This is a genomic window from Aquabacter sp. DMC10 (assembly GCF_056314145.1).
Genome location: NZ_JBQUYX010000001.1, coordinates 462,799 through 482,523, shown reverse-complemented (window position 1 = coordinate 482,523; position 19,725 = coordinate 462,799). Strand labels below are relative to the sequence as shown.

At 68.3% G+C, this 19,725-nt stretch carries 15 protein-coding genes; 6 read left to right on the top strand and 9 right to left on the bottom strand.

Features of this window, described 5'->3' with window-relative positions:
• Positions 1-19: 19 nt before the first annotated feature.
• Complete coding sequence (metH, locus tag ACT54L_RS02225; protein ID WP_476083904.1) at positions 20-3,748, top strand: methionine synthase; 3,729 nt, start codon at positions 20-22, stop codon at positions 3,746-3,748.
• 54 nt (positions 3,749-3,802) lie between these two features.
• Here metH and ACT54L_RS02220 read toward each other — a convergent pair whose 3' ends face one another.
• The 5 genes from ACT54L_RS02220 to guaB form a co-directional block, all read right to left on the bottom strand.
• Positions 3,803-5,410: an ATP-binding protein gene (locus ACT54L_RS02220; protein WP_476083903.1), complete on the bottom strand. Its 1,608-nt coding sequence runs from the start codon at positions 5,408-5,410 to the stop codon at positions 3,803-3,805.
• Between the two features lie 106 nt (positions 5,411-5,516).
• On the bottom strand, positions 5,517-7,016 hold the full coding sequence (locus ACT54L_RS02215; RefSeq protein ID WP_476083902.1) for a tripartite tricarboxylate transporter permease: 1,500 nt from the start codon (positions 7,014-7,016) through the stop codon (positions 5,517-5,519).
• Between the two features lie 8 nt (positions 7,017-7,024).
• A complete protein-coding gene (locus tag ACT54L_RS02210; RefSeq protein WP_476083901.1) occupies positions 7,025-7,495 on the bottom strand; it encodes a tripartite tricarboxylate transporter TctB family protein in 471 nt (156 codons plus the stop codon).
• A gap of 92 nt (positions 7,496-7,587) precedes the next feature.
• Complete coding sequence (locus ACT54L_RS02205; protein WP_476083900.1) at positions 7,588-8,580, bottom strand: Bug family tripartite tricarboxylate transporter substrate binding protein; 993 nt, start codon at positions 8,578-8,580, stop codon at positions 7,588-7,590.
• Between the two features lie 243 nt (positions 8,581-8,823).
• Positions 8,824-10,344, bottom strand: coding sequence for an IMP dehydrogenase (gene guaB, locus ACT54L_RS02200; protein ID WP_476083899.1), 1,521 nt, complete (start codon positions 10,342-10,344; stop codon positions 8,824-8,826).
• Between the two features lie 428 nt (positions 10,345-10,772).
• Between guaB and ACT54L_RS02195 the strand changes: the two genes are divergently transcribed.
• The 3 genes from ACT54L_RS02195 (at position 10,773) to blaOXA (ending at position 13,116) form a co-directional block, all read left to right on the top strand.
• Positions 10,773-11,342: an NnrU family protein gene (locus ACT54L_RS02195; protein WP_476083898.1), complete on the top strand. Its 570-nt coding sequence runs from the start codon at positions 10,773-10,775 to the stop codon at positions 11,340-11,342.
• Positions 11,343-11,412: 70 nt separating this feature from the next.
• Positions 11,413-12,240 carry a 3-methyl-2-oxobutanoate hydroxymethyltransferase gene (gene panB / locus ACT54L_RS02190; protein WP_476083897.1) on the top strand — a complete coding sequence of 276 codons (828 nt, stop codon included), beginning with the start codon at positions 11,413-11,415 and terminating at the stop codon, positions 12,238-12,240.
• A gap of 78 nt (positions 12,241-12,318) precedes the next feature.
• Positions 12,319-13,116 carry a class D beta-lactamase gene (gene blaOXA / locus ACT54L_RS02185; RefSeq protein ID WP_476083896.1) on the top strand — a complete coding sequence of 266 codons (798 nt, stop codon included), beginning with the start codon at positions 12,319-12,321 and terminating at the stop codon, positions 13,114-13,116.
• Between the two features lie 111 nt (positions 13,117-13,227).
• On the opposite strand, the gene ACT54L_RS02180 is transcribed toward blaOXA, so the two are convergent.
• The 4 genes from ACT54L_RS02180 to ACT54L_RS02165 form a co-directional block, all read right to left on the bottom strand.
• On the bottom strand, positions 13,228-13,788 hold the full coding sequence (locus tag ACT54L_RS02180) for a hypothetical protein (RefSeq protein WP_476083895.1): 561 nt from the start codon (positions 13,786-13,788) through the stop codon (positions 13,228-13,230).
• A gap of 69 nt (positions 13,789-13,857) precedes the next feature.
• A complete protein-coding gene (locus ACT54L_RS02175) occupies positions 13,858-14,388 on the bottom strand; it encodes a flavin reductase family protein (RefSeq protein ID WP_476083894.1) in 531 nt (176 codons plus the stop codon).
• Positions 14,389-14,402: 14 nt separating this feature from the next.
• Positions 14,403-14,555, bottom strand: a complete 153-nt coding sequence (locus tag ACT54L_RS02170; protein WP_476083893.1) for a hypothetical protein — start codon at positions 14,553-14,555, stop codon at positions 14,403-14,405.
• 125 nt (positions 14,556-14,680) lie between these two features.
• Entirely contained in the window at positions 14,681-16,000 is a 1,320-nt protein-coding gene (locus tag ACT54L_RS02165; protein ID WP_476083892.1) for a diguanylate cyclase domain-containing protein, read from the bottom strand.
• A 182-nt stretch (positions 16,001-16,182) separates the two neighbouring features.
• Between ACT54L_RS02165 and ACT54L_RS02160 the strand changes: the two genes are divergently transcribed.
• Together ACT54L_RS02160 and ACT54L_RS02155 are read left to right on the top strand one after the other, a co-directional pair.
• A complete protein-coding gene (locus ACT54L_RS02160; RefSeq protein ID WP_476083891.1) occupies positions 16,183-17,586 on the top strand; it encodes a sigma-54-dependent transcriptional regulator in 1,404 nt (467 codons plus the stop codon).
• Positions 17,570-19,594: a sensor histidine kinase gene (locus ACT54L_RS02155; RefSeq protein WP_476083890.1), complete on the top strand. Its 2,025-nt coding sequence runs from the start codon at positions 17,570-17,572 to the stop codon at positions 19,592-19,594. The genes ACT54L_RS02160 and ACT54L_RS02155 overlap by 17 nt, the downstream gene beginning before the upstream one ends.
• Positions 19,595-19,725: the final 131 nt, after the last annotated feature.

Below are 19,725 nucleotides of genomic sequence, written 5' to 3'. Positions count from 1 at the left end.
CGGCCAAGACGAGCCTGCCATGACCCGCGAGACCGACACCTTCGCCGCCCTCACCGCCGCCGCCCGCGAGCGCATCCTGGTGCTCGACGGGGCCATGGGCACCATGATCCAGGGCCTGAAGCTGGACGAGGCCGGCTATCGCGGGGCGCGCTTTGCGTCCTGGAACCGGGATGTGAAGGGCAACAATGACCTTCTCAACCTCACCCAGCCGGACGCGGTGCGGGACATCCACCTGGAATATTTCCTCGCCGGTGCCGACATCGTCGAGACCAACACGTTTTCCTCCACCACCATCGCCCAGGCCGACTATGCCATGGAGGCGCTGGCCTATGAGCTGAACGTGGAGGGCGCGCGCCTGGCCAAGGCGGCGGCGAAGCTCGCGCAGGAGAAGGATGGACGCCGCCGCTTCGTGGCGGGGGCCATCGGCCCCACCAACCGCACCGCCTCCATCTCCCCGGACGTGAATGATCCCGGCTTCCGGGCCGTGACCTTCGATGAGTTGGCCATCGCCTATGGCGAGCAGGCCCGCGGCCTTCTCGACGGCGGCTCCGACCTCATCCTCATCGAGACCATCTTCGACACGCTGAACGCCAAGGCGGCCATCTTCGCCATCGAGGGCCTGTTCGACGAACTGGGCTATCGCGTGCCGGTGATGATTTCCGGCACCATCACGGACCTGTCCGGCCGCACCCTCTCCGGCCAGACCCCCACCGCCTTTTGGTATTCGCTGCGCCATGCGCAGCCCTTCTCCATCGGCCTGAATTGCGCGCTCGGTGCCAAGGAGATGCGCGGCCATATCGCCGAGATCGGCCGGGTGGCCGATACGCTGGTGTGCGCCTATCCCAATGCCGGCCTGCCCAACGAGTTCGGCCTTTACGATGAAAGCCCGGAGGCCATGGGCGCGCTGGTGGGCGAGTTCGCCGCCTCCGGCCTCGTGAACATTGTCGGCGGCTGCTGCGGCACCACGCCCGCCCATATCCGCGCCATTGCGCAGGCGGTGGCACCCCACACGCCGCGCGAGATCCCGACCCTCGTCCCGCGCCTGCGCCTCTCGGGCCTGGAGCCGTTCGAGCTGACGCCGGAAATCCCGTTCGTGAACGTGGGCGAGCGCACCAACGTCACCGGCTCCGCCCGCTTCCGCAAGCTCATCACCAATGCGGACTTCCCCGCCGCCCTCGCGGTTGCCCGCGACCAGGTGGAAAGCGGCGCCCAGGTGATCGACATCAACATGGACGAGGGCCTCCTGGATTCCCAGGCGGCCATGGTCTCGTTCCTGAACCTGGTCGCCTCCGAGCCGGACATCGCCAAGGTGCCGGTGATGGTGGACAGCTCCAAGTGGGACATCATCGAGGCCGGCCTGAAGTGCATACAGGGCAAGGGCATCGTCAATTCCATCTCGCTGAAGGAAGGCGAGGCGAATTTCCGCGCCCAGGCGCGCCTCGTGCGCCGCTATGGCGCCGCCGTGGTGGTGATGGCCTTCGACGAGCAGGGCCAGGCCGACACGTTCGAGCGCAAGACCCAGATCTGCGCCCGCGCCTATGCCATCCTGGTGAATGAACTGGGCTTCCCGCCCGAGGACATCATCTTCGATCCCAACATTTTCGCGGTGGCCACCGGCATCGAGGAGCACGCCCCCTATGGCGTCTTCTTCATCGAGGCCACCCGCTGGATCCGGCAGAACCTGCCCCACGCCCATATTTCCGGCGGCGTGTCGAACCTGTCCTTCTCGTTCCGCGGCAACGAGCCGGTGCGCGAGGCCATGCACGCCGTGTTCCTCTACCACGCCATCCAGGCGGGCATGGACATGGGCATTGTCAATGCCGGCCAGCTGGCCGTCTATGACGAGATCCCCGCCGCTTTGCGCGAGGCCTGCGAGGACGTGGTGCTGAACCGCGACGCGGACGCCACCGAGCGGCTGCTGGCTCTGGCCGAGACCTTCAAGGGCGGCGCCGGCAAGGAAAAGAAGGAAGCAGACCTCACCTGGCGCACCTGGCCGGTGGAAAAGCGCCTGGAGCATGCCCTCGTCAACGGCATCACCGAATTTGTGGAGGTGGACACGGAGGAGGCCCGCGCCGCCGCCGAACGTCCGCTGCATGTGATCGAGGGGCCGCTGATGGCCGGCATGAACGTGGTCGGCGACCTGTTCGGCGCCGGCAAGATGTTCCTGCCCCAGGTGGTCAAGTCCGCCCGCGTCATGAAGCAGGCGGTGGCCTATCTCATGCCCTACATGGAGGCCGAGAAGGCCGCCAATGGCGGGTCCGAGCGCTCGGCCGCCGGTCGCATCCTCATGGCCACGGTGAAGGGCGATGTGCACGACATCGGCAAGAACATCGTGGGCGTCGTGTTGCAGTGCAACAATTACGAGGTCATCGACCTCGGCGTCATGGTGCCCACCGCCAAGATCCTGGACGTGGCCCGCAAGGAGAGGGTGGACGTGATCGGCCTCTCCGGCCTCATCACGCCCTCGCTTGACGAAATGGTGGGCGTCGCCTCCGAGATGGAGCGCGAGGGCTTCGACGTGCCGCTTCTCATCGGCGGGGCGACGACGTCGCGCGTCCATACGGCGGTGAAGATCGCCCCCCGCTATGAGCGCGGCCAGGCGGTCTATGTGACCGATGCCTCGCGCGCGGTGGGCGTGGTCTCCAACCTGCTCAACCCCGCCACCCGCGACGCCTACAAGGCCGACCTGAAGGCGGAATATGTGAAGCTCGCCGACGCCCATGCCCGCGCCGATGCCGCCAAGCAGCGGGTGCCGCTGGCCAAGGCGCGGGAGAACGGGCTGAAGTTGGACTTTGCCGGCTATCAACCGCCCAAGCCCACCTTCCTCGGCACCCGCGTGTTCGAGGATTATGATCTCGCCGACCTCGTTCCCTATATCGACTGGACGCCCTTCTTCGCCTCCTGGGAGTTGACGGGGCGCTATCCGCAGATCCTTGACGACGCCACGGTGGGCCACACCGCCCGGGCCTTGTTCGCGGACGCCCAGGCCATGCTGAAGCGTATGGTGGAGGAGAAGTGGGTCACCGCCCGCGCGGTGGTGGGCTTTTGGCCCGCCAATGCGGAAGGCGACGACATCATCCTGTTCCGGGACGATACGCGGAAGACCCCGCTCGCCACCCTGCACACCCTGCGCCAGCAACTGGCGCGGCGGGAGGGGCGCCACAATCTGGCGCTCTCTGACTTTGTGGCGCCGGTGGAAAGCGGCCTGCCCGATTATGTGGGCGGCTTCGCGGTCACCGCCGGCATTGGCGAGCAGGCGCGCACGGACGCCTTCAAGGCGGCCAATGACGATTATTCCGCCATCCTGCTGAAGGCCCTGTCCGATCGCCTCGCCGAGGCGTTCGCCGAGCGCATGCACCAGATCGTGCGCAAGGAGTTGTGGGCCTATGCTCCCGACGAGGGCCTCGGCAATGAGGAGCTGATCGCCGAGCGCTATCGCGGCATCCGTCCTGCGCCCGGCTATCCCGCCCAGCCCGACCATACGGAGAAGGGCACGCTCTTCACCTTGCTGGACGCCACCAACAAGATCGGCCTCGAACTGACCGAGAGCTATGCCATGTGGCCGGGCGCGGCGGTGTCGGGGCTCTATTTCTCCCACCCCGAGAGCGCCTATTTCGGCGTCGGGCGCATCGAGGCCGACCAGGTGGCCGACTATGCCGTGCGCAAGGGCTGGAGCGTGGAGCAGGGCGAGCGCTGGCTCGCCCCCATCCTCAATTACGACCCCGCCCGCCGCGCCGCGGCGGAGTGAGGAGACCGTCCGCCGTCCCACGGCGGGTCGGGTGTCAAAACGACAGCGGGAGGCCTATCGCCCGCTGCCCTTTTCCGCCAGCAGGGACTTTTCCGCCAGCAGGGCATGGAGCCGGGCGGCCAGAGTGTCGGTGGTGAAGGGCTTCACCAGCAGGTCCATGCCCTCGGCGATGAAATCCGGGCGCTGGGCGGCATCGGCCGCATAGCCGGTGATGAACAGGACCGGCAGGCCCGGTCGCAATTGGCGCACGAAATCCGCCAGCTGGCGGCCGTCCATGCCGCCGGGCAGGCCGATATCCGTCACCAAAGCGCGCACCTTCAGGCCGTCGCCCAGCAGCGCCAGCGCCTCCGGCCCGTCCTCGGCGGCGATGGGATCATAGCCGAGCGAGGTCAGGATCTCCGACACCAGATGGCGCACCTGCGGCTCGTCCTCCACCAGGAGGAGGCGCTCCCCATGGCCTTGATGGGCGCCGGCCGGCACCGGTGCCGGGCGCGCCGTGCCGGCCTCGGCCACGCACAGATGCAGCACGGCCCGCGTGCCTTCGCCGGTGGTTGAGGCCAGCGTTAGGTTGCCGCCGCTCTGCTTGGCGAAGCCGTGGATCATGGACAGGCCAAGCCCGGTGCCCTGGCCGAACGGCTTGGTGGTGAAGAAAGGCTCCACCGCCCGCGCCAGCACGTCCGGGCTCATGCCCTGGCCGGTATCGGCGATGGTGAGGGCGATGATATCCGGCTTGCCGTCCCGTTCGGTCTCCAGCGCCGTCTCGATGGTGAGGCGGCCGCCGGCGGGCATGGCGTCGCGGGAATTCAAGGCGAGGTTGAGGACCGCATTTTCCAGCTGGTTTGGATCGGTCCAGGCGAGCGGCAAATCGGGCGCGAGGCGCAGCGTGACCGCGATGCTCTCGCCCAGCGTGCGGGCGAGCATGTCCTGCATGGAGACCAGCGTGGCGTTCATGTCCACCGCCTGCATCTTCAAGGGCTGGCGGCGGCCAAAGGCCAGGAGGCGCTGGGTGAGGCGCGCGGCGCGCTCGGCGGCGGTGAGCGCCAGTTCCACATAGCGGTCCGCCTCGGCGATGCGCCCGGCGGCGATCCGGGCGCGCAACAATTCCAGCGAGCCCATGATGCCGGCCAGCACATTGTTGAAGTCGTGGGCGATGCCGCCGGTCAACTGGCCCACCGCCTCCATCTTCTGGGCCTGGAACAGGGCCTCGCGGGTCTCCTCCAGCGCCAGCTGGGCATTGCGCCGCTCGGTGATGTCGCGGGTGACCTTGGCATAGCCGATGAGGACGCCGTCCTTGTCGCGCACCGCATCCAGCAGCACGGAGGCGAAGAAGCGCTCGCCGGTCTTGCGGACGCGCCAGCCCTCTTTTTCATATTTGCCGGTGAGCGCGGCGGTGGCGAGCGCCCGGTCCGGCTCGTCGGCGGCCACGTCCTCCGGCGTGAAGAACTGGGCATAGGGGGCGCCGATGATTTCGGCGCTGGTATAACCCTTGATGCGCTCGGCCCCCGGATTCCAGGTGCAGACCCGGCCGTTGGCGTCGAGCATGAAGATGGCACAATCCCTCACCCCCTCGAAGAGGATGCGCAATTGCTGCTCGGTTCCCAGAGCGGCGAGGGGGCTTTGAGGGTCCAGCTTGGGCTGGGCGGGGATCGGCCGGCGGCCCATTCTTGATCTTCCGGCTCCATGCGAGATGGGACGGAGATGATAACGCCGCAGAAGGAAAACCGGCTACCCAAACCACTTCACAAACTGGCCATTTGGCGGTTCGGGCTCAGTCCTCCTCCGCCTTGAACCGGTCGAGACCCTTGAGAAAGAAAGGCGCGACGAGGGCCAGGGCGGCGATGGCCAGCAGGGTGGCGGAGATGGGGCTTTCCACCAGCACCATGGGATCGCCGAGGCTGATGGAGAGCGCCCGCCGCAATTGCGCCTCCGCGACCGGGCCGAGAATCAGCCCCACCACCACCGGGGCGATGGGATAGTCGAACCGGCGCATGAGGTAGCCCAGGATGCCGAAGGCGGTGAGCATGCTCAGTTCCACCACCGAGGGCTTGGCCGCTATGGTGCCCATGGTGGCGAACACCAGGATGCCCGCATAAAGCCAGGGCTGGGGAATGGCGAGCAGGCGCACCCACAGGCCCACCAGCGGCAGGTTCAGCACCAGCAGCATGACATTGGCGATATAGAGCGAGGCGATGAGCCCCCACACCAGCTGCGGATGGTCGGCGAACAGCAGCGGGCCGGGATTGAGGCCATATTGCTGGAAGCCGGCCAGCATCATGGCGGCGGTGGCGGAGGTGGGCAGGCCCAGCGTCAGCAGCGGCACCAAGGTGCCGGCGGCGGAGGCGTTGTTGGCGGCCTCGGGCCCGGCAACGCCCTCGATGGCGCCCTTGCCGAACTCTTCCGGGTGCTTGGTGAGGCGCCGCTCGATGGCATAGGATAGGAAGGTGGGGATTTCCGCGCCGCCCGCCGGCAAGGCGCCGATGGGAAAGCCCAGGAAGGTGCCGCGAATCCACGGCTTCCAGGACCGGCGCCAGTCGTCGAGGCTCATCCAGAGCGAGCCCTTCACCGCCAGCACTTCCTCGGGGGCGTGCTGGCGGCGGGAGGCGACGAACAGCGCCTCGCCCACGGCAAACAGGCCCACGGCCAGGGTGGTGATTTCCACCCCGTCCAGCAATTCGGGCACCCCGAAGCCGAGCCGCGCCTGCCCGGTGAGCTTGTCGATGCCGACGAGGCCCAAAGCGAGGCCGATGAACAGGCTGGTGAGCCCGCGCACGGGGGAATCGCCGAAGGTGGCGGACACCGTGACGAAGGCCACGCACATGAGGGCGAAATAATCCTCCGGCCCGAACTTGACCGCGATCTCCACCAAGGTGGGCGCCAGGAAGGTCAGGCCGAGCGTGGCGATGGTGCCGGCCACGAACGAGCCGATGGCGGAGGTGGCCAGCGCCGGCCCGCCCCGGCCGGCCTTGGCCATTTTGTTGCCTTCCAGCGCGGTGGCCATGGAGGCGCTCTCGCCGGGCGTGTTGATGAGGATGGCGGTGGTGGAGCCGCCATACATGCCGCCATAATAGATGCCGGCGAACATGATGAGCGAGCCGGTGGGATCGAGCTTGTAGGTCACCGGCAAAAGCAGGGCCACGGTCAGCGCCGGCCCGATGCCCGGCAGCACGCCCACCGCCGTGCCGAGCAGCACGCCGATGAGGGCGAACAGGAGGTTCGAGGGCGCAATGGCGAAGCTGAGGCCATTGAGAAGCTGGGCAAAAGTGTCCATGGCGGGCCTCAGATCAGCTGTTCGAGGGGACCGGTGGGCAAGGTGAGCGACAACAGCTTGGCAAAGAGCAGGTAGGCCACGAGCCCCAGCCCCACACCTATGCCGAAATCCACCAGCAGCGCCCGCCGCCCGAAGGCGCGGGCGGTGGCGGCGAACAGCACGGCGGTGGCGATGATGAAGCCGCCGCCGAAGGCAATGAGGGCGATGAGCGCCGCAAGGCCCCCCACGATCCAAAGGATGGCACCGAGGTCACCGGGCTCCCGGTGAGGCATGGTGCCCCGCCAGGCATTGATGAAATTGGCCACCGCCAGCACCGCGAGCCCCGCCGCCACCACCTTGGGCGCGGCATCCGGCCCGAGGCCATAGGGGGAGAGGGCACTCAGTTTGGTGGCGTCCCACCAGATGACGCCGGCAATGCCGGCAAGCGCGGCGGCGATCGCGATGCCCGCCTTGTCCGGCCCCTTCACCTTGCTGTCCATGTGGCTCCCCCCAATGGCTCCCCCCAACCGGGTGCATCCCTGCCAGACGAAAAGGGGCGCCGCGCGGCGCCCCCCAAGGCTTCCCGTGCCGCTCAGGGCTTCACCAGCCCCACCGTCTTCAGCACGTCGGCGGTGCGCGCCGTTTCCTGCTTCAGGAGCGTGGCGAAGGCATCGCCCGTCACCAGGGCATCGTCCCAGCCTTTCTGCTTGAGCACCTCGGCCCAGGCGGGAGACTTGGCCATCTTCTCCACCGTGGCGATGAGCGTGTCGCGCTGGGCCGGCGTGATACCGGGCGGGGCGACGACGCCGCGCCAATTGGTGATCTTCAGCGCGATGCCGGCCTCGCTGAGGGTGGGGGCGTCCACGCCCGGCAGGCGCTCGGCGGCGGTCACCGCCAGGACGCGCAGCTTGCCCGCCTTCACCTGGCTCTCAAACTCGCCATAGCCGGAAATGCCCGCCGTCACCTTGCCGCCGAGCACGGCGGCCAGCGCCTCGCCGCCGCCGGAGAAGGGGATGTAGTTGATCTTGGCCGGATCGGCGCCCGCCGCCTGGGCGAACAGAGCCGCCGCAATATGGTCGACGCCGCCCGCCGAGCCGCCGGCCCAGGTGACCTTGGCCGGGTTGTCCTTGATGGCGGCGGCCAGCTCCTGGATGGTCTTGATGGGGGAGGAGGCGGGCACGGCGATGGCCTCGGTCTCTTCCGTCAGCCGGGCGATGGGGGTCACCTGGTCCAGATTCACCGGTGCCTTGTTGGTCAGGATGGCGCCCACCATGACGAAGCCCATGACCATGAGCTGGTTGGGATCGCCCTTGGCGCCGGTGGTGAACTGGGCGAGCCCGATGGTGCCGCCGGCACCGGTGACATTGGTCACCTGCACGCTCCGCACGATGCCCGAGGACACCAGCACCTGCTGCATGGAGCGCGCGGTCTGGTCCCATCCGCCGCCGGGCGAGGCGGGCGCCATGATCTTCAATTCGGCCATCTGCGCGGCGGCGGGCGTCAGGGCCAGCGGGGCCGCGAGCAAGGCAAGGCCGAGGCCGGCGACCAGCCGGCGGGTGGGGCGGGCAAGGCGATGGGGCGACATATGGCTTCCTTCCCTGATCGGATCGCTGAGACGTCCGTGTGGCCGTCTTGCGCCGGGGCGTTGCGACCTTGAACAGGGAGCTTGCCGGCTTCCGCTGCCGGAAGGAAGTGGCGTTAGGTCATATCCGCCTGATTTTTAACGTCAATTATGCTTCCCTAGCGGCATGTGATTGCGCCGCCTGCGCCAATGAAAAAGGCCCGCGCCGGAGGGCGCGGGCCTTTGGTTTCAAGCGGTGCCCGTGCCTCAGACGGCGGAGGGATAGTTCGGGCTCTCGCGGGTGATGGTCACGTCGTGCACATGGCTCTCGCGCAGGCCGGCGGAGGAGATGCGCACGAAGCGGGCCTTCTGGCGGAACTCGACCAGATCCTTGCCGCCCACATAGCCCATGGCGGCGCGCAGGCCACCGGCCAACTGGTGCAGCACCGCCGAGACCGGGCCCTTATAGGCCACCTGGCCTTCGACGCCTTCCGGCACCAGCTTCAGCGCATCGCGCACTTCCGCCTGGAAGTAGCGGTCCGCCGAGCCGCGGGACATGGCGCCCACCGAGCCCATGCCGCGATAGGCCTTGTAGGAGCGGCCCTGGTAGAGAAACACCTCGCCGGGGCTCTCGTCCGTGCCGGCCAGCAGCGAGCCCACCATGGCGCAGGACGCACCCGCCGCCAGCGCCTTGGCCAGGTCGCCGGAGAACTTGATGCCGCCATCGGCGATCACCGGGGTGTCGGTGGCGGCGCAGGCCTCCACCGCGTCCATGACGGCGGTCAGCTGGGGCACGCCCACGCCGGCGACGATGCGGGTGGTGCAGATGGAGCCCGGCCCGATGCCCACCTTGATGGCGTCCGCGCCGGCGCCGATCAGCGCCTTGGCGCCCTCGGCGGTGGCGATGTTGCCGGCCAGGATCTGGGTGGCGTTGGACAGGCGCTTGATGCGCTCCACCTGGTCCAGCACCTTCTTGGAATGGCCGTGGGCGGTGTCCACCACCACGAGATCGACGCCCGCATCGATGAGGCGCTCGGTGCGCTCATAGCCGTCATCGCCCACGGTGGTGGCGGCGGCGACGCGCAGGCGGCCCTGCTCGTCCTTGGCCGCGTCGGGATTGGCCACCGCCTTCTCGATGTCCTTCACGGTGACGAGGCCGACGCAGCGATAGTCGGCATCCACCACCAGCAGCTTCTCGATGCGGTGCTGGTGCAGCAGGCGCTTGGCCTCGTCCTGCTTCACGCTCTCATTGACGGTGATGAGCCGGTCCTTGGTCATCAGGTCGGAGACCGGCTGATTGGGGTCGTTGGCGAAGCGCACGTCGCGGTTGGTGAGGATGCCCACCAGCTTGCCGGCGCGGCCATTGGGCCCGCGTTCCACCACCGGGATGCCGGAAATGCCGAAGCGCTTCATGAGCGCGAGGGCGTCGGCCAGGGTCTCGTCGGGGTGGATGGTGACGGGGTTCACCACCATGCCCGACTCGAACTTCTTCACCTGCCGCACATGCTCGGCCTGGATCTCGGGCGTCAGGTTGCGGTGGATGACGCCGATGCCGCCGGCCTGGGCCATGGCGATGGCGAGGCGGGATTCCGTCACCGTGTCCATGGCGGCGGACAGGATGGGCAGGTTGAGATTGATGGTCTTGGTCAGGCGGCTGACCAGCGACACCTGGCCGGGCATCACTTCGGACGGGCCGGGCTGCAGCAGCACGTCGTCGAAGGTCAGGGCCTCACGGAAGGGCGAACCGGAGAAAGGGGGGATCGCGCCGGACGGATTGAGGGTCGACATCGCCAACTCCCTTATGGCCTTGCGGACTGGCGTAGAAGTGTCCGCCGGCAGTGATCGAATCCGCGCCGGAGCATGTGCGGCCGGCGTTTCGAGTTGGCGGTGGCCCATACCATGGGCACACGACGATTAGAAGACCCGGCATCGGTCTTGGGCATGCGTCGGGCGCAGGGGAGGCAGGCCGAAGCTGCGCAGGGCAAGGCGGGATTTTGGGGCCGTGCGCGCCGGGAGCGGTGGCGCGGCGGGACACATGGGCCGACGGCGATCCTCAGTTGCAAAAAATAACACAGATATATCATTGTGTTATGGATTTGGTGCGGCGCAATTGCGGGTCGACTCCACGCCTCGACTTGCTCTAAAGTCGCCCCGCCCGGAGCGGCCCCTGGCACGGGGTGGCGCGGACGCGGGCGTTTGGCGGAGGCGGGACGACCATGGTGGTGATGCTGATCGGCCTTGTGGTGTTTCTGGGCGTGCATCTCATCGCCAGCCTGCGCGGCGTGCGGTCGAAGCTCATCGCCGCGCTGGGCGAGGGGCAGTACAAGGGCTTCTTCTCGCTGCTGTCGGTGGCGGGGGTGGGGCTCACCGCCTATGGCTTCGCCCTGTGGCGGGCGGCCGGCTCCGCGCCCATCTGGGACCCGCCCATGGGGCTGCGCCATCTGGTGCTGCTGCTGATGGTCTTCGTCACCATTGCGGCGGTGGCGGCCTATGTGCCCAGCCACATCCGCACCTTTCTCAAGCATCCCCTGCTGGCGGCGGTGAAGGTGTGGGCGCTCGGCCATCTCCTGGCCAATGGGGATGCCGCCTCCATGGTGCTGTTCGGCTCCATCCTGGTGTGGGCGGTCTTTGCCCGCATCATGGCCAAGCGGCGCGGCGCGCCGGTGCCGCCGGCCCCGGCCGGCTATGGCGGCGATATGATCGCCGTGGTGGGCGGGCTCGTTCTTTACGGGGTGCTGGCCTTCTGGTTCCACCCCCACATCATCGGCGTGCCGGTCATCGGCTGAGCCGGAGCGGCGGGGCGAAAGCGCCCGGCCCAGTCATAACCAACCAAAACAGAACATCGAGGAACGCATCATGTCCATCCAGTCCGACGTGCGCCGGATCACGGCGCCCGAGATCCGCGCGCGCAAGGGCGGCACCCCCATCGTCTCGCTGACCTCCTACCATGCCCACACCGCCCAGCTCCTGGACCGGCATGTGGATGTGATCCTGGTGGGCGACAGCCTGGGCATGGTGATGCACGGCCTGGAAACAACGGTGCCGGTGACGGTGGAAATGATGATCGTGCACGGCCGCGCCGTGGTGCGCGGGACCCGGCATGCCCTCATCGTGGTGGACCTGCCCTTCGGCAGCTATGAGGCCAGCCCCGTGGAAGCCTTCCACACCGCCGCCCGCGTGCTGAAGGAGACCGGCGCCGGCGCCGTCAAGCTGGAAGGCGGCCGCCGCATGGCCGATACGGTCCGCTTCCTGGTGGAGCGCGGCGTGCCGGTGATGGGCCATGTGGGCCTCACTCCCCAGGCCATCAACACGCTCGGCTCCTTCAAGGCGCGCGGCCGCGACGACGGCGAGGCCTCAGTCATTCTCGACGATGCCCGCGCGGTGGCAGAGGCGGGCGCCTTCTCCATCGTGGTGGAGGCGGTGGCCGAGCCGGTGGCCCGCCGGATCACGCAAGAGGTCGCCCCGCCCACCATCGGCATCGGCGGCAGCCCCGCCTGCGACGGCCAGATCCTGGTGCTGGAGGATATGCTGGGCCTCGGCCAGCGGGTGCCGAAGTTCGTGAAGAAATATGCCGAGCTGGGCCCGGCCATCGAGGAGGCGGTGGGCCGCTATGCGGACGAGGTGCGTGCCCGCACCTTCCCGGGGCCCGAGCATGTCTATGCCCCCAAGGCGCCGAAGGCCTGAGCGGTGACGGTCGGCTTGCGTCCCGCGGCGCGCCTGCGTCACTCCCCCCGATGGGTCCGCCGGACCGTTCTGGCCGTCTTGGCCGTTCCGGCCCTGGCGGCGGTGCTCCTTGCCGCCGCGCCCGCCCGCGCGGTGGAGGAATGCTTTCTGGTGGCGGAGGTGAAGACCGGGCAAGTGGCGGCCAAGCAGGGGCTGTGCGCCACGCGCCAGTCCCCGGCCTCCACCTTCAAGGTGCCTCTGGCCCTGATGGGCTTTGATTCCGGTATCCTGAAAAGCCCGGACGCGCCCGTCTGGACCTCCAAGGCGGGGATGCCCGACTGGATGGAGCAGTGGAAGGGGCCGCAGACCCCCAAGAGCTGGATGCAATATTCGGTGGTCTGGTACTCCCAGCTCCTGACCCAGGAGCTGGGTATGGACCGCTTCCGCGCCTATGTGCGCGGCTTCGACTATGGCAACCAGAACCTCTCCGGCGATCCCGGCAAGGACAATGGCCTCACCCGCGCCTGGCTCTCCTCTTCCCTGCGCATCTCGCCCCGCGAGCAGGTGGATTTCCTGCGCCGCATGCTGAAGGGGGAACTGCCCGTTTCGCCCGAGGCGGTGGACAAGACCATCACCATCCTGAAGGTGCCCGAGAGCCCGGCCGGCTGGGATCTCTATGGCAAGACGGGCACTGGCTTCCAGCAATTGGCGGACGGCTCGCCGGACCGGCAGCGCCCCTTCGGCTGGTTCATCGGCTGGGCGGAGAAAGGCGACCGGCGCTTCGCCTTCGCCCGCTTCCTCACGCTGGACTACAACCCGCCCGAGCCGCTCGGCCCCCTGGCCCGGCGGCAGGCGGTGAAGGCGCTGGAGCCCATCCTGGCGGCGCAGGAGAAGTAGAGCGTCTCAGAGTTTCATGGAAACACTGAAACGCTCTATCTCTTTGTTCTCACGCATTTCCTTCACGCGAACCGGTTCCCGCTTTGCTCGGAAATGCTCTCGGAGGCGGCCTCAGTCGTCCGCCTCGGCACGCACCTCCACATCCGCCTGGGCGAGGCGGGTGAAGGTGCGGCGCTGGCGCACCAGGGGCCACCAGTCATACAGGAAGATCTCGATGGGCCGCCAATTGGCCACCCAGCCGACGATGACGAGGCTTTCCTCGATGAAGGTCACGAACCGCGCCTCGCCAAACCGCCCGGAAATGGCCTGGGCCAGCAGCAGGCAGGCGCCCAGCACGCACAGGCCGATGAGCAGCGAGATGCGGCCGAGGCGGAACAACTCCCGCAATTCGCGGGTCATCTCCGCCGCGCGGCCGGCGAAATAGTTGCGGACGGCATCGGGCAGGGCACCGGCCTCCGGGGTGTCCGCCTCCTCGGCGGGCATGCGCACCACCAGGCGCAGCGGGCTGGCCTTGGGCAGTTCCTCCACCCATTCCACCAGATAGGCTTCCGCCGCCGGGTCGAGATCCCGCTCGCCGAAGGGGCAGGGGTCCAGCATGTTGAACATCTGGGCCGTCTGGCCGATGCGGATCTGGAGAATGTCCGGCGTGACGCCGCTGGATGGTCCGCTCATGGCCTGCCTCCCAAGCGCTTGGTTATCGGACCGGAATGGCACAGCTTGCGCGCGCCTGCCAGCGGGGCCTCAGGGCATGCGGGAGGGCAGCGTGATCTGGTCGCCATCCACGGCGAAGCGGCCGTAGCCCTGGTGGTGGATGGTGCGCCGGTCGGTGATGGCAGGGTCCTGCCATGCCGCGACCACTTCCAGCACGAACAGGTTGAAGCGGTTGACGAGGCGCGTGTCGATGACGACGCATTCCAGATTGGCGAGGCAGCCGCCGATGAGCGGCGCCTTCACCTGCGTGGCCGGGGATCTGGCAATGCCGAAGGTGGCAAACTTGTCCACGTCCCGGCCGGAGCAATTGCCGATCTTGACCACCCGCTCGGCCATGGCCAGCGGGGGAATGCCGATGACGCAGGCGCGGTTGGCGCGCAGGGCCGTGAAGCTGAAGTCGCCGCCCGACACCACGCAGGCGATGCGGGGCGGCGTGAACTCCACCATCATGTGCCACGACAGCGTCATGACATTGTCGCCGGTGCTGCCGCTGGTCGCCAGCAGCACCACGGGACCGGGCTCGATGAGCTGGTAGACCTCAGCGAGCGGCAGGACCTTCATGGCGCCTTCAGGCTTCACCCCTGCGGGCGCTGGGCCTGGATGGTGCGGGAGCGGGGGAGCCACGAGGCCGAGGGGGCCAGAAGGGCCACGGCGATCTGCTCAAAGGCCGCCAGGCCTGCGGTGAAGGCTGCGGTGAAGCCGACGATGGAAAGAACAAGCGGGGACATGACACTCTCCTTGCCGGCAAACCTTGCCGGCGCGTCCTGCTGCAGTGCGGTAGGACGCTTAGCGAACGGGCCAATCAGAGGCCCGATTTCCCCTATTTTTGTTGCGCTGCATCAAAATCGCAAGGTCAAACGGTCGCAGGCGGTTCGGGCTCCGCGATCACCAGCGTGCCCCGGCCCTGCCGCTTTGCACAATAAAGGGCATGGTCGGCCCGCCGCAGCAGGTCATCCGCGGAGCCGGCGGGCGGTAGGGCAATGCCCACCGACAGCCCCACCTGAGCGGGACCCGCCGGCAGCTCGAAAGGCATTGCCATTGCTGCAATCAGGCGTTCCGCGAGGCGGCTGGCGGAGGCCACGATGCCCGGTTCTTCGCCGGCCCGGGCGCCAGTGTGCAGGATGGCGAATTCGTCGCCGCCCAGCCGCGCCATGAGGTCGTCCGGCCCCAGCTCGGCCCGGCAACGGTCCGCCATGGCGCATAGCAGAGCATCGCCGGCCGCATGGCCTGAGGCGTCATTCACCCGCTTGAAATGGTCGAGATCGGCGCACAGCAGGGCAAAGCCCGGCACCGCGGCCCCGCGCGACAGGCAGTCTTCCAGGCGGGCCTTGAGCAGCGCGCGGTTGGGCAGCCCCGTCAGGCTGTCATGGGAGGCCATATGCAGGAGCTTCAGCTCCGCTTCCTTGCGGCGGGAGATGTCGCGGACCGAGGTGACATAGCCGTCGGCTTTGCCGGTCGCGTCATAGGTGAGCTTGACGAAGGCCTCCATCCAGACCCACGAGCCGTCCCGGTGGCGCTGGCGCATCTCGCTCACCGCCACGCCGATGCGGGCCGCCCGCATGTCGGCCATCAGCCGGCCGAACGCCTCGGCATCGTCGGGATGAACGATCTCCGCCGCCCGGCGGCCGATCATCTCCTCCGGCTCATAGCCCAGCAAGGTCCGCACGGAGGGCGAGATATAGGTGCGCACCCCATCCAGCGTGCCGCGCACGATGGTGTCCGTGGTGGTGTCCGCCAACAGCCGATAGAGCGCCGCCTGCCGGGTGGCTGCGTCGAGCGCGTAACGCATGCGGGCGTGAGCCTGCGCCATCTCCGCAAAGCCGGTGAACACCGCCTCCTCCGCTTCGGAGAGGCCCCCGGCGGTCCGGCGGACGAGGAAGAAGTGGCCGAGGCGGGTGCCGTCTTCCGCCCGCAAGGCGCGCCCGACAAAGAGGCCGGACGCATCGATCGGCATCGTGAAGGGCAGGGGGGCTTCGCTGGCGTCAAGCTGGGCCAGAAGCGCGGTGAGCCGGGCCAGGGCGTCGACGCCGCCCCCCTCCAGCACCGGCGCGCCCTCGGTCAGCAGGCCGGCCAGCTCCGCACCGAGCGTGAGGCGGGCCGTGGCGCACAGCGCGCGGGCAAGGTCCGCCGCGCTGGCGTCTCCGCTCTCGGTCCGGCCCACCTCTTGCCCCATCTGCGCGAATCCCTCGCTCCGAAGGTACCATTCCCGAGCTGTCCTGGCGCCGCAAGCGCTGAACCCCAGGATGTGGCGGGCGCGGAAGGGACGCGGCCCGATGGGTAGGCATGTGCCGCCATCGACAGGCCGCGTGCGGGCCGTCATAATCGCGTCAACCAAGAGAAGCGGGAGGATCATCGGTGCAGTCGGAAGCAGCGGCGCGTCGGCTGCGGGACGCATCGAGCCATCCCGAATTCGGCCCCTGGCTGGCCCAGGCCTCCATCCTGGTGGTGGATGACGAGCCGGGCATCCGCAACTTCCTGGTCCGCACCCTCGCGCCCCGCTGCAAGCTGGTGGAGGAGGCGGCGGACACGCAGGAAGCCTCCGCCAAGCTCGATGCCCAGCATTTCGACGTGGTGATCGTCGACAATGTGATGCCCGGCAAGAGCGGGGTGGAGTGGCTGGCCGAGCAGCGCTCGGTGGGCCTGTTCGCCGACGCCATCCTGATTACCGCCTATGCGGACCTGGAGACTGCCATTCGAGCGCTCCGGGCCGGGGCGGTGGATTTCGTGCTGAAGCCCTTCCGCTCCAACCAGATCCTCAATGCGGTGGCGCGGTGCCTGGATCGCATCCGGCTCCAGCACGAGAATTTCATGCTCCAGCACGAATTGCGCTTCAGCGCCAATCATGGCGTGCTGCGGGATCGGCTGATCGGAGAATCCGCGCTGATCGCCCAGGTGCGCGATACCCTTTCCCGCGTCGCCCGCCTGCCCACCACGGTGCTGATCACCGGGGAATCGGGCACCGGCAAGGAAGTGGCGGCGCGCTCGCTGCATGCGCTCTCGGAGCGCGCCGAAAAGCCTTTCGTGCCGGTCAATTGCGCCGCCATTCCCCCCGACATGATCGAAAGCGAACTCTTCGGCCATCTGAAGGGCGCCTTCACCGGCGCGCTGGCGGGCCGGGACGGGCTCTTCCTCCATGCCAATGGCGGCACGCTGTTCCTGGACGAGGTCGGCGAACTGCCCCCCGCCACCCAATCCAAGCTCCTGCGCGTGCTGGAGGACCGCCGGGTGCGGCCGGTGGGGGCCGAGCGCGAGGTGCCGGTGGACCTGCGCTTCGTCTTCGCCACCAATCGCGATCTGGAGCGGGAGGTGCGCGAGGGGCGCTTCAGGGCCGATCTCTTCTACCGCATCAATGTGATGAAGATCGACCTGCCGCCGCTGCGCGCCCGTGGCGAAGACGTGGCGGAGCTGGCCGCCATGTTCATGCGCACCTTGTCGCGCCAGCTGGGCGTGCCGCCGGTGCCGCTGGATGCCGCCGCCTCCGCCGCGCTCGCCCGCTATGCCTGGCCGGGCAATGTGCGGGAATTGCGCAATGTCATCGAGCGCACCTTGATCCTCGGCCGCCTGCCGGACGATTTCCCCGGCCGCGCGCCGCTGCGGCGCGAGGCGCTGGGCAACAGCCTGGACGAGGTGGAGCAGCGGCACATCCTGTCCGTGCTGGAGGCCTGCGGCTTCGACCGCACCGAGGCCGCCCGGCGGCTCGGCATTTCCCGCAAGACCATCGACCGCAAATGCGCGCGCTGGAATGTCCGTGAGCCTTGAAGGGGCGGGGCCGCGCCCGCGCGGGCGCTCCGTCCGCTTCCGGCTCCTCGCCATCGCGCTGTTGCCCACCCTTGTGGTCGTGCCGCTGCTGCTGGGCGCCACCATGGCCCGCTGGAACGCCAAGTTCGATGCGCTGCTGGCCTCCAAGGTCCATGGCGACCTCACCATCGCCCACCAATATCTCGCCCGCCTGCTGGAAATCACCGGCGACCATGTGCAGGCGCTCGGCCTCTCCGCGCTGTTTCGCGACGTGGCGGCGGGGCGGCAGGACAGCGACCTCTCGGAATTGCTGGAGACGCGGCGGCGCGCGCTGGGGCTAGACTTTCTCTATGTGATCGACCCCGGCGGCGAGGTTTCCGCCGCAGCCCCGCCCGCCACGGGTCTCCCGCTCAAGGCCGACTGGCCGGTGATCGAGGCGGCCCTGCGCGGTGAGTTGCGCACCGCCATCGACATTTTCTCCGGCCCGGAGCTGGAGGCGCTCTCCCCGCACATGGCCGAGCGGGCGCGCATCGAACTGGTGCCCACCCCCAATGCCCGGCCCACGGACCGGGCGGCGGAAACCTCCGGCATGGTCGTCCATTCCGCCGCCGCCGTGCGGTTCGAGGATGGGCGGGTGGGGGCGCTGGTGGGCGGCATCCTGCTCAACCAGAACCTCGTCTTCATCGACACCATCAACGACCTTGTCTACCGCGCCGCCAGCCTGCCGGAGGGCAGCCAGGGCACGGCGACGCTGTTCCTGGGCGACGTGCGCATCTCCACCAATGTGCGCCTGTTCGAGGGCAAGCGGGCGCTGGGCACCCGCGTTTCCAATGCGGTGCGCACCCAGGTGCTGGAGGAGGGCCATATCTGGCTCGGCAGCGCCTTCGTGGTGAACGACTGGTACATGTCCGCCTACGAGCCCATCACCGACAGCTTCGGGGCGCGCGTGGGCATGCTTTATGTGGGCTTCCTGGAGCGGCCCTTCTTCGAGGCCAAGCTCTCCACCGTGCTCTCCGTGGTGCTGGCCTTCCTGGTGGTGGCGGCGGCGAGCGTGCCGCTTTTCCTGCGCTGGGCGCGGGGCATCTTCCGGCCGCTGGAACGCATGAACGCCACCATCGCGGCGGTGGAGACCGGCGAGCGCGAGGCGCGCACGGGCCTGAAGCATGCCGACGACGAGATCGGCCGGGTGGCGCTCCATCTCGACCATCTGCTCGACCAATTGGCCGAGCGCGAGCGCGAACTGGTGCGCTGGAACGACGAGCTGAACGTGAAGGTGGCCGAGCGCACCCGCGACCTGGAGATCGCCAACCGCCAGATCGAGGCCACCACGCGCCAGCTCATCATGTCGGAGAAGCTGGCCGCCATCGGCGAGGTGACGGCGGGCGTCGCCCATGAGATCAACAATCCCGTCGCCGTCATCCAGGGCAATCTGGATGTGCTGCGCGATGTCCTGGCCGATCATCCCGACCGGGGGCGCACGGAGTTCCGGCTCATTGACGAGCAGATCGACCGCATCACCCAGATCGTCAACAAGCTGCTGCAATTCGCCCGGCCCGAGGAATATGCCGGCTTCGTGGAGACCAACGCCCCCGCCGAGGTGATTTCCGACTGCCTGCCCTTGGTCCAGCACCTTCTGAACCGTTCCGCCATCACGCTGGCGCGGCAGGACGCGGCGACCCGGCTCATCGTCATGAACCGCACCGAATTGCAGCAGGTGCTGGTGAACCTCATCGTCAATGCGGTCCACGCCATGCCCCAGGGCGGGCGCCTGACCTTGCGGACTGAGGACGCCGAGCATGAGGGGCGCCCGGGCATCCGCATCGAGGTGGAGGATACGGGGGTGGGCATGAGCCAGGAGGTGCTGGCGCGCATCTTCGACCCCTTCTTCACCACCAAGCGCCAGCAGGGCACGGGCCTCGGCCTGTCCATCACCCAGAAGCTCATCGCCCAGCAGGGTGGCGCCATCGACGTGCGCAGCACGCCGGGGGAGGGCACCACCTTCTCCATCTTTCTGCCCGAGGCCAACTGAGCCTTTCCCGCCCGTTTGGACAATTTGTCCCGCGCGCCGGACGAAATGTCCCGCGCGGCCGCCCGCCTTTGGGCGGTCATTCCCGTCGGGTGATTGAAAACACTGATCTTTCCCCGCGTGCGGCATGTGGC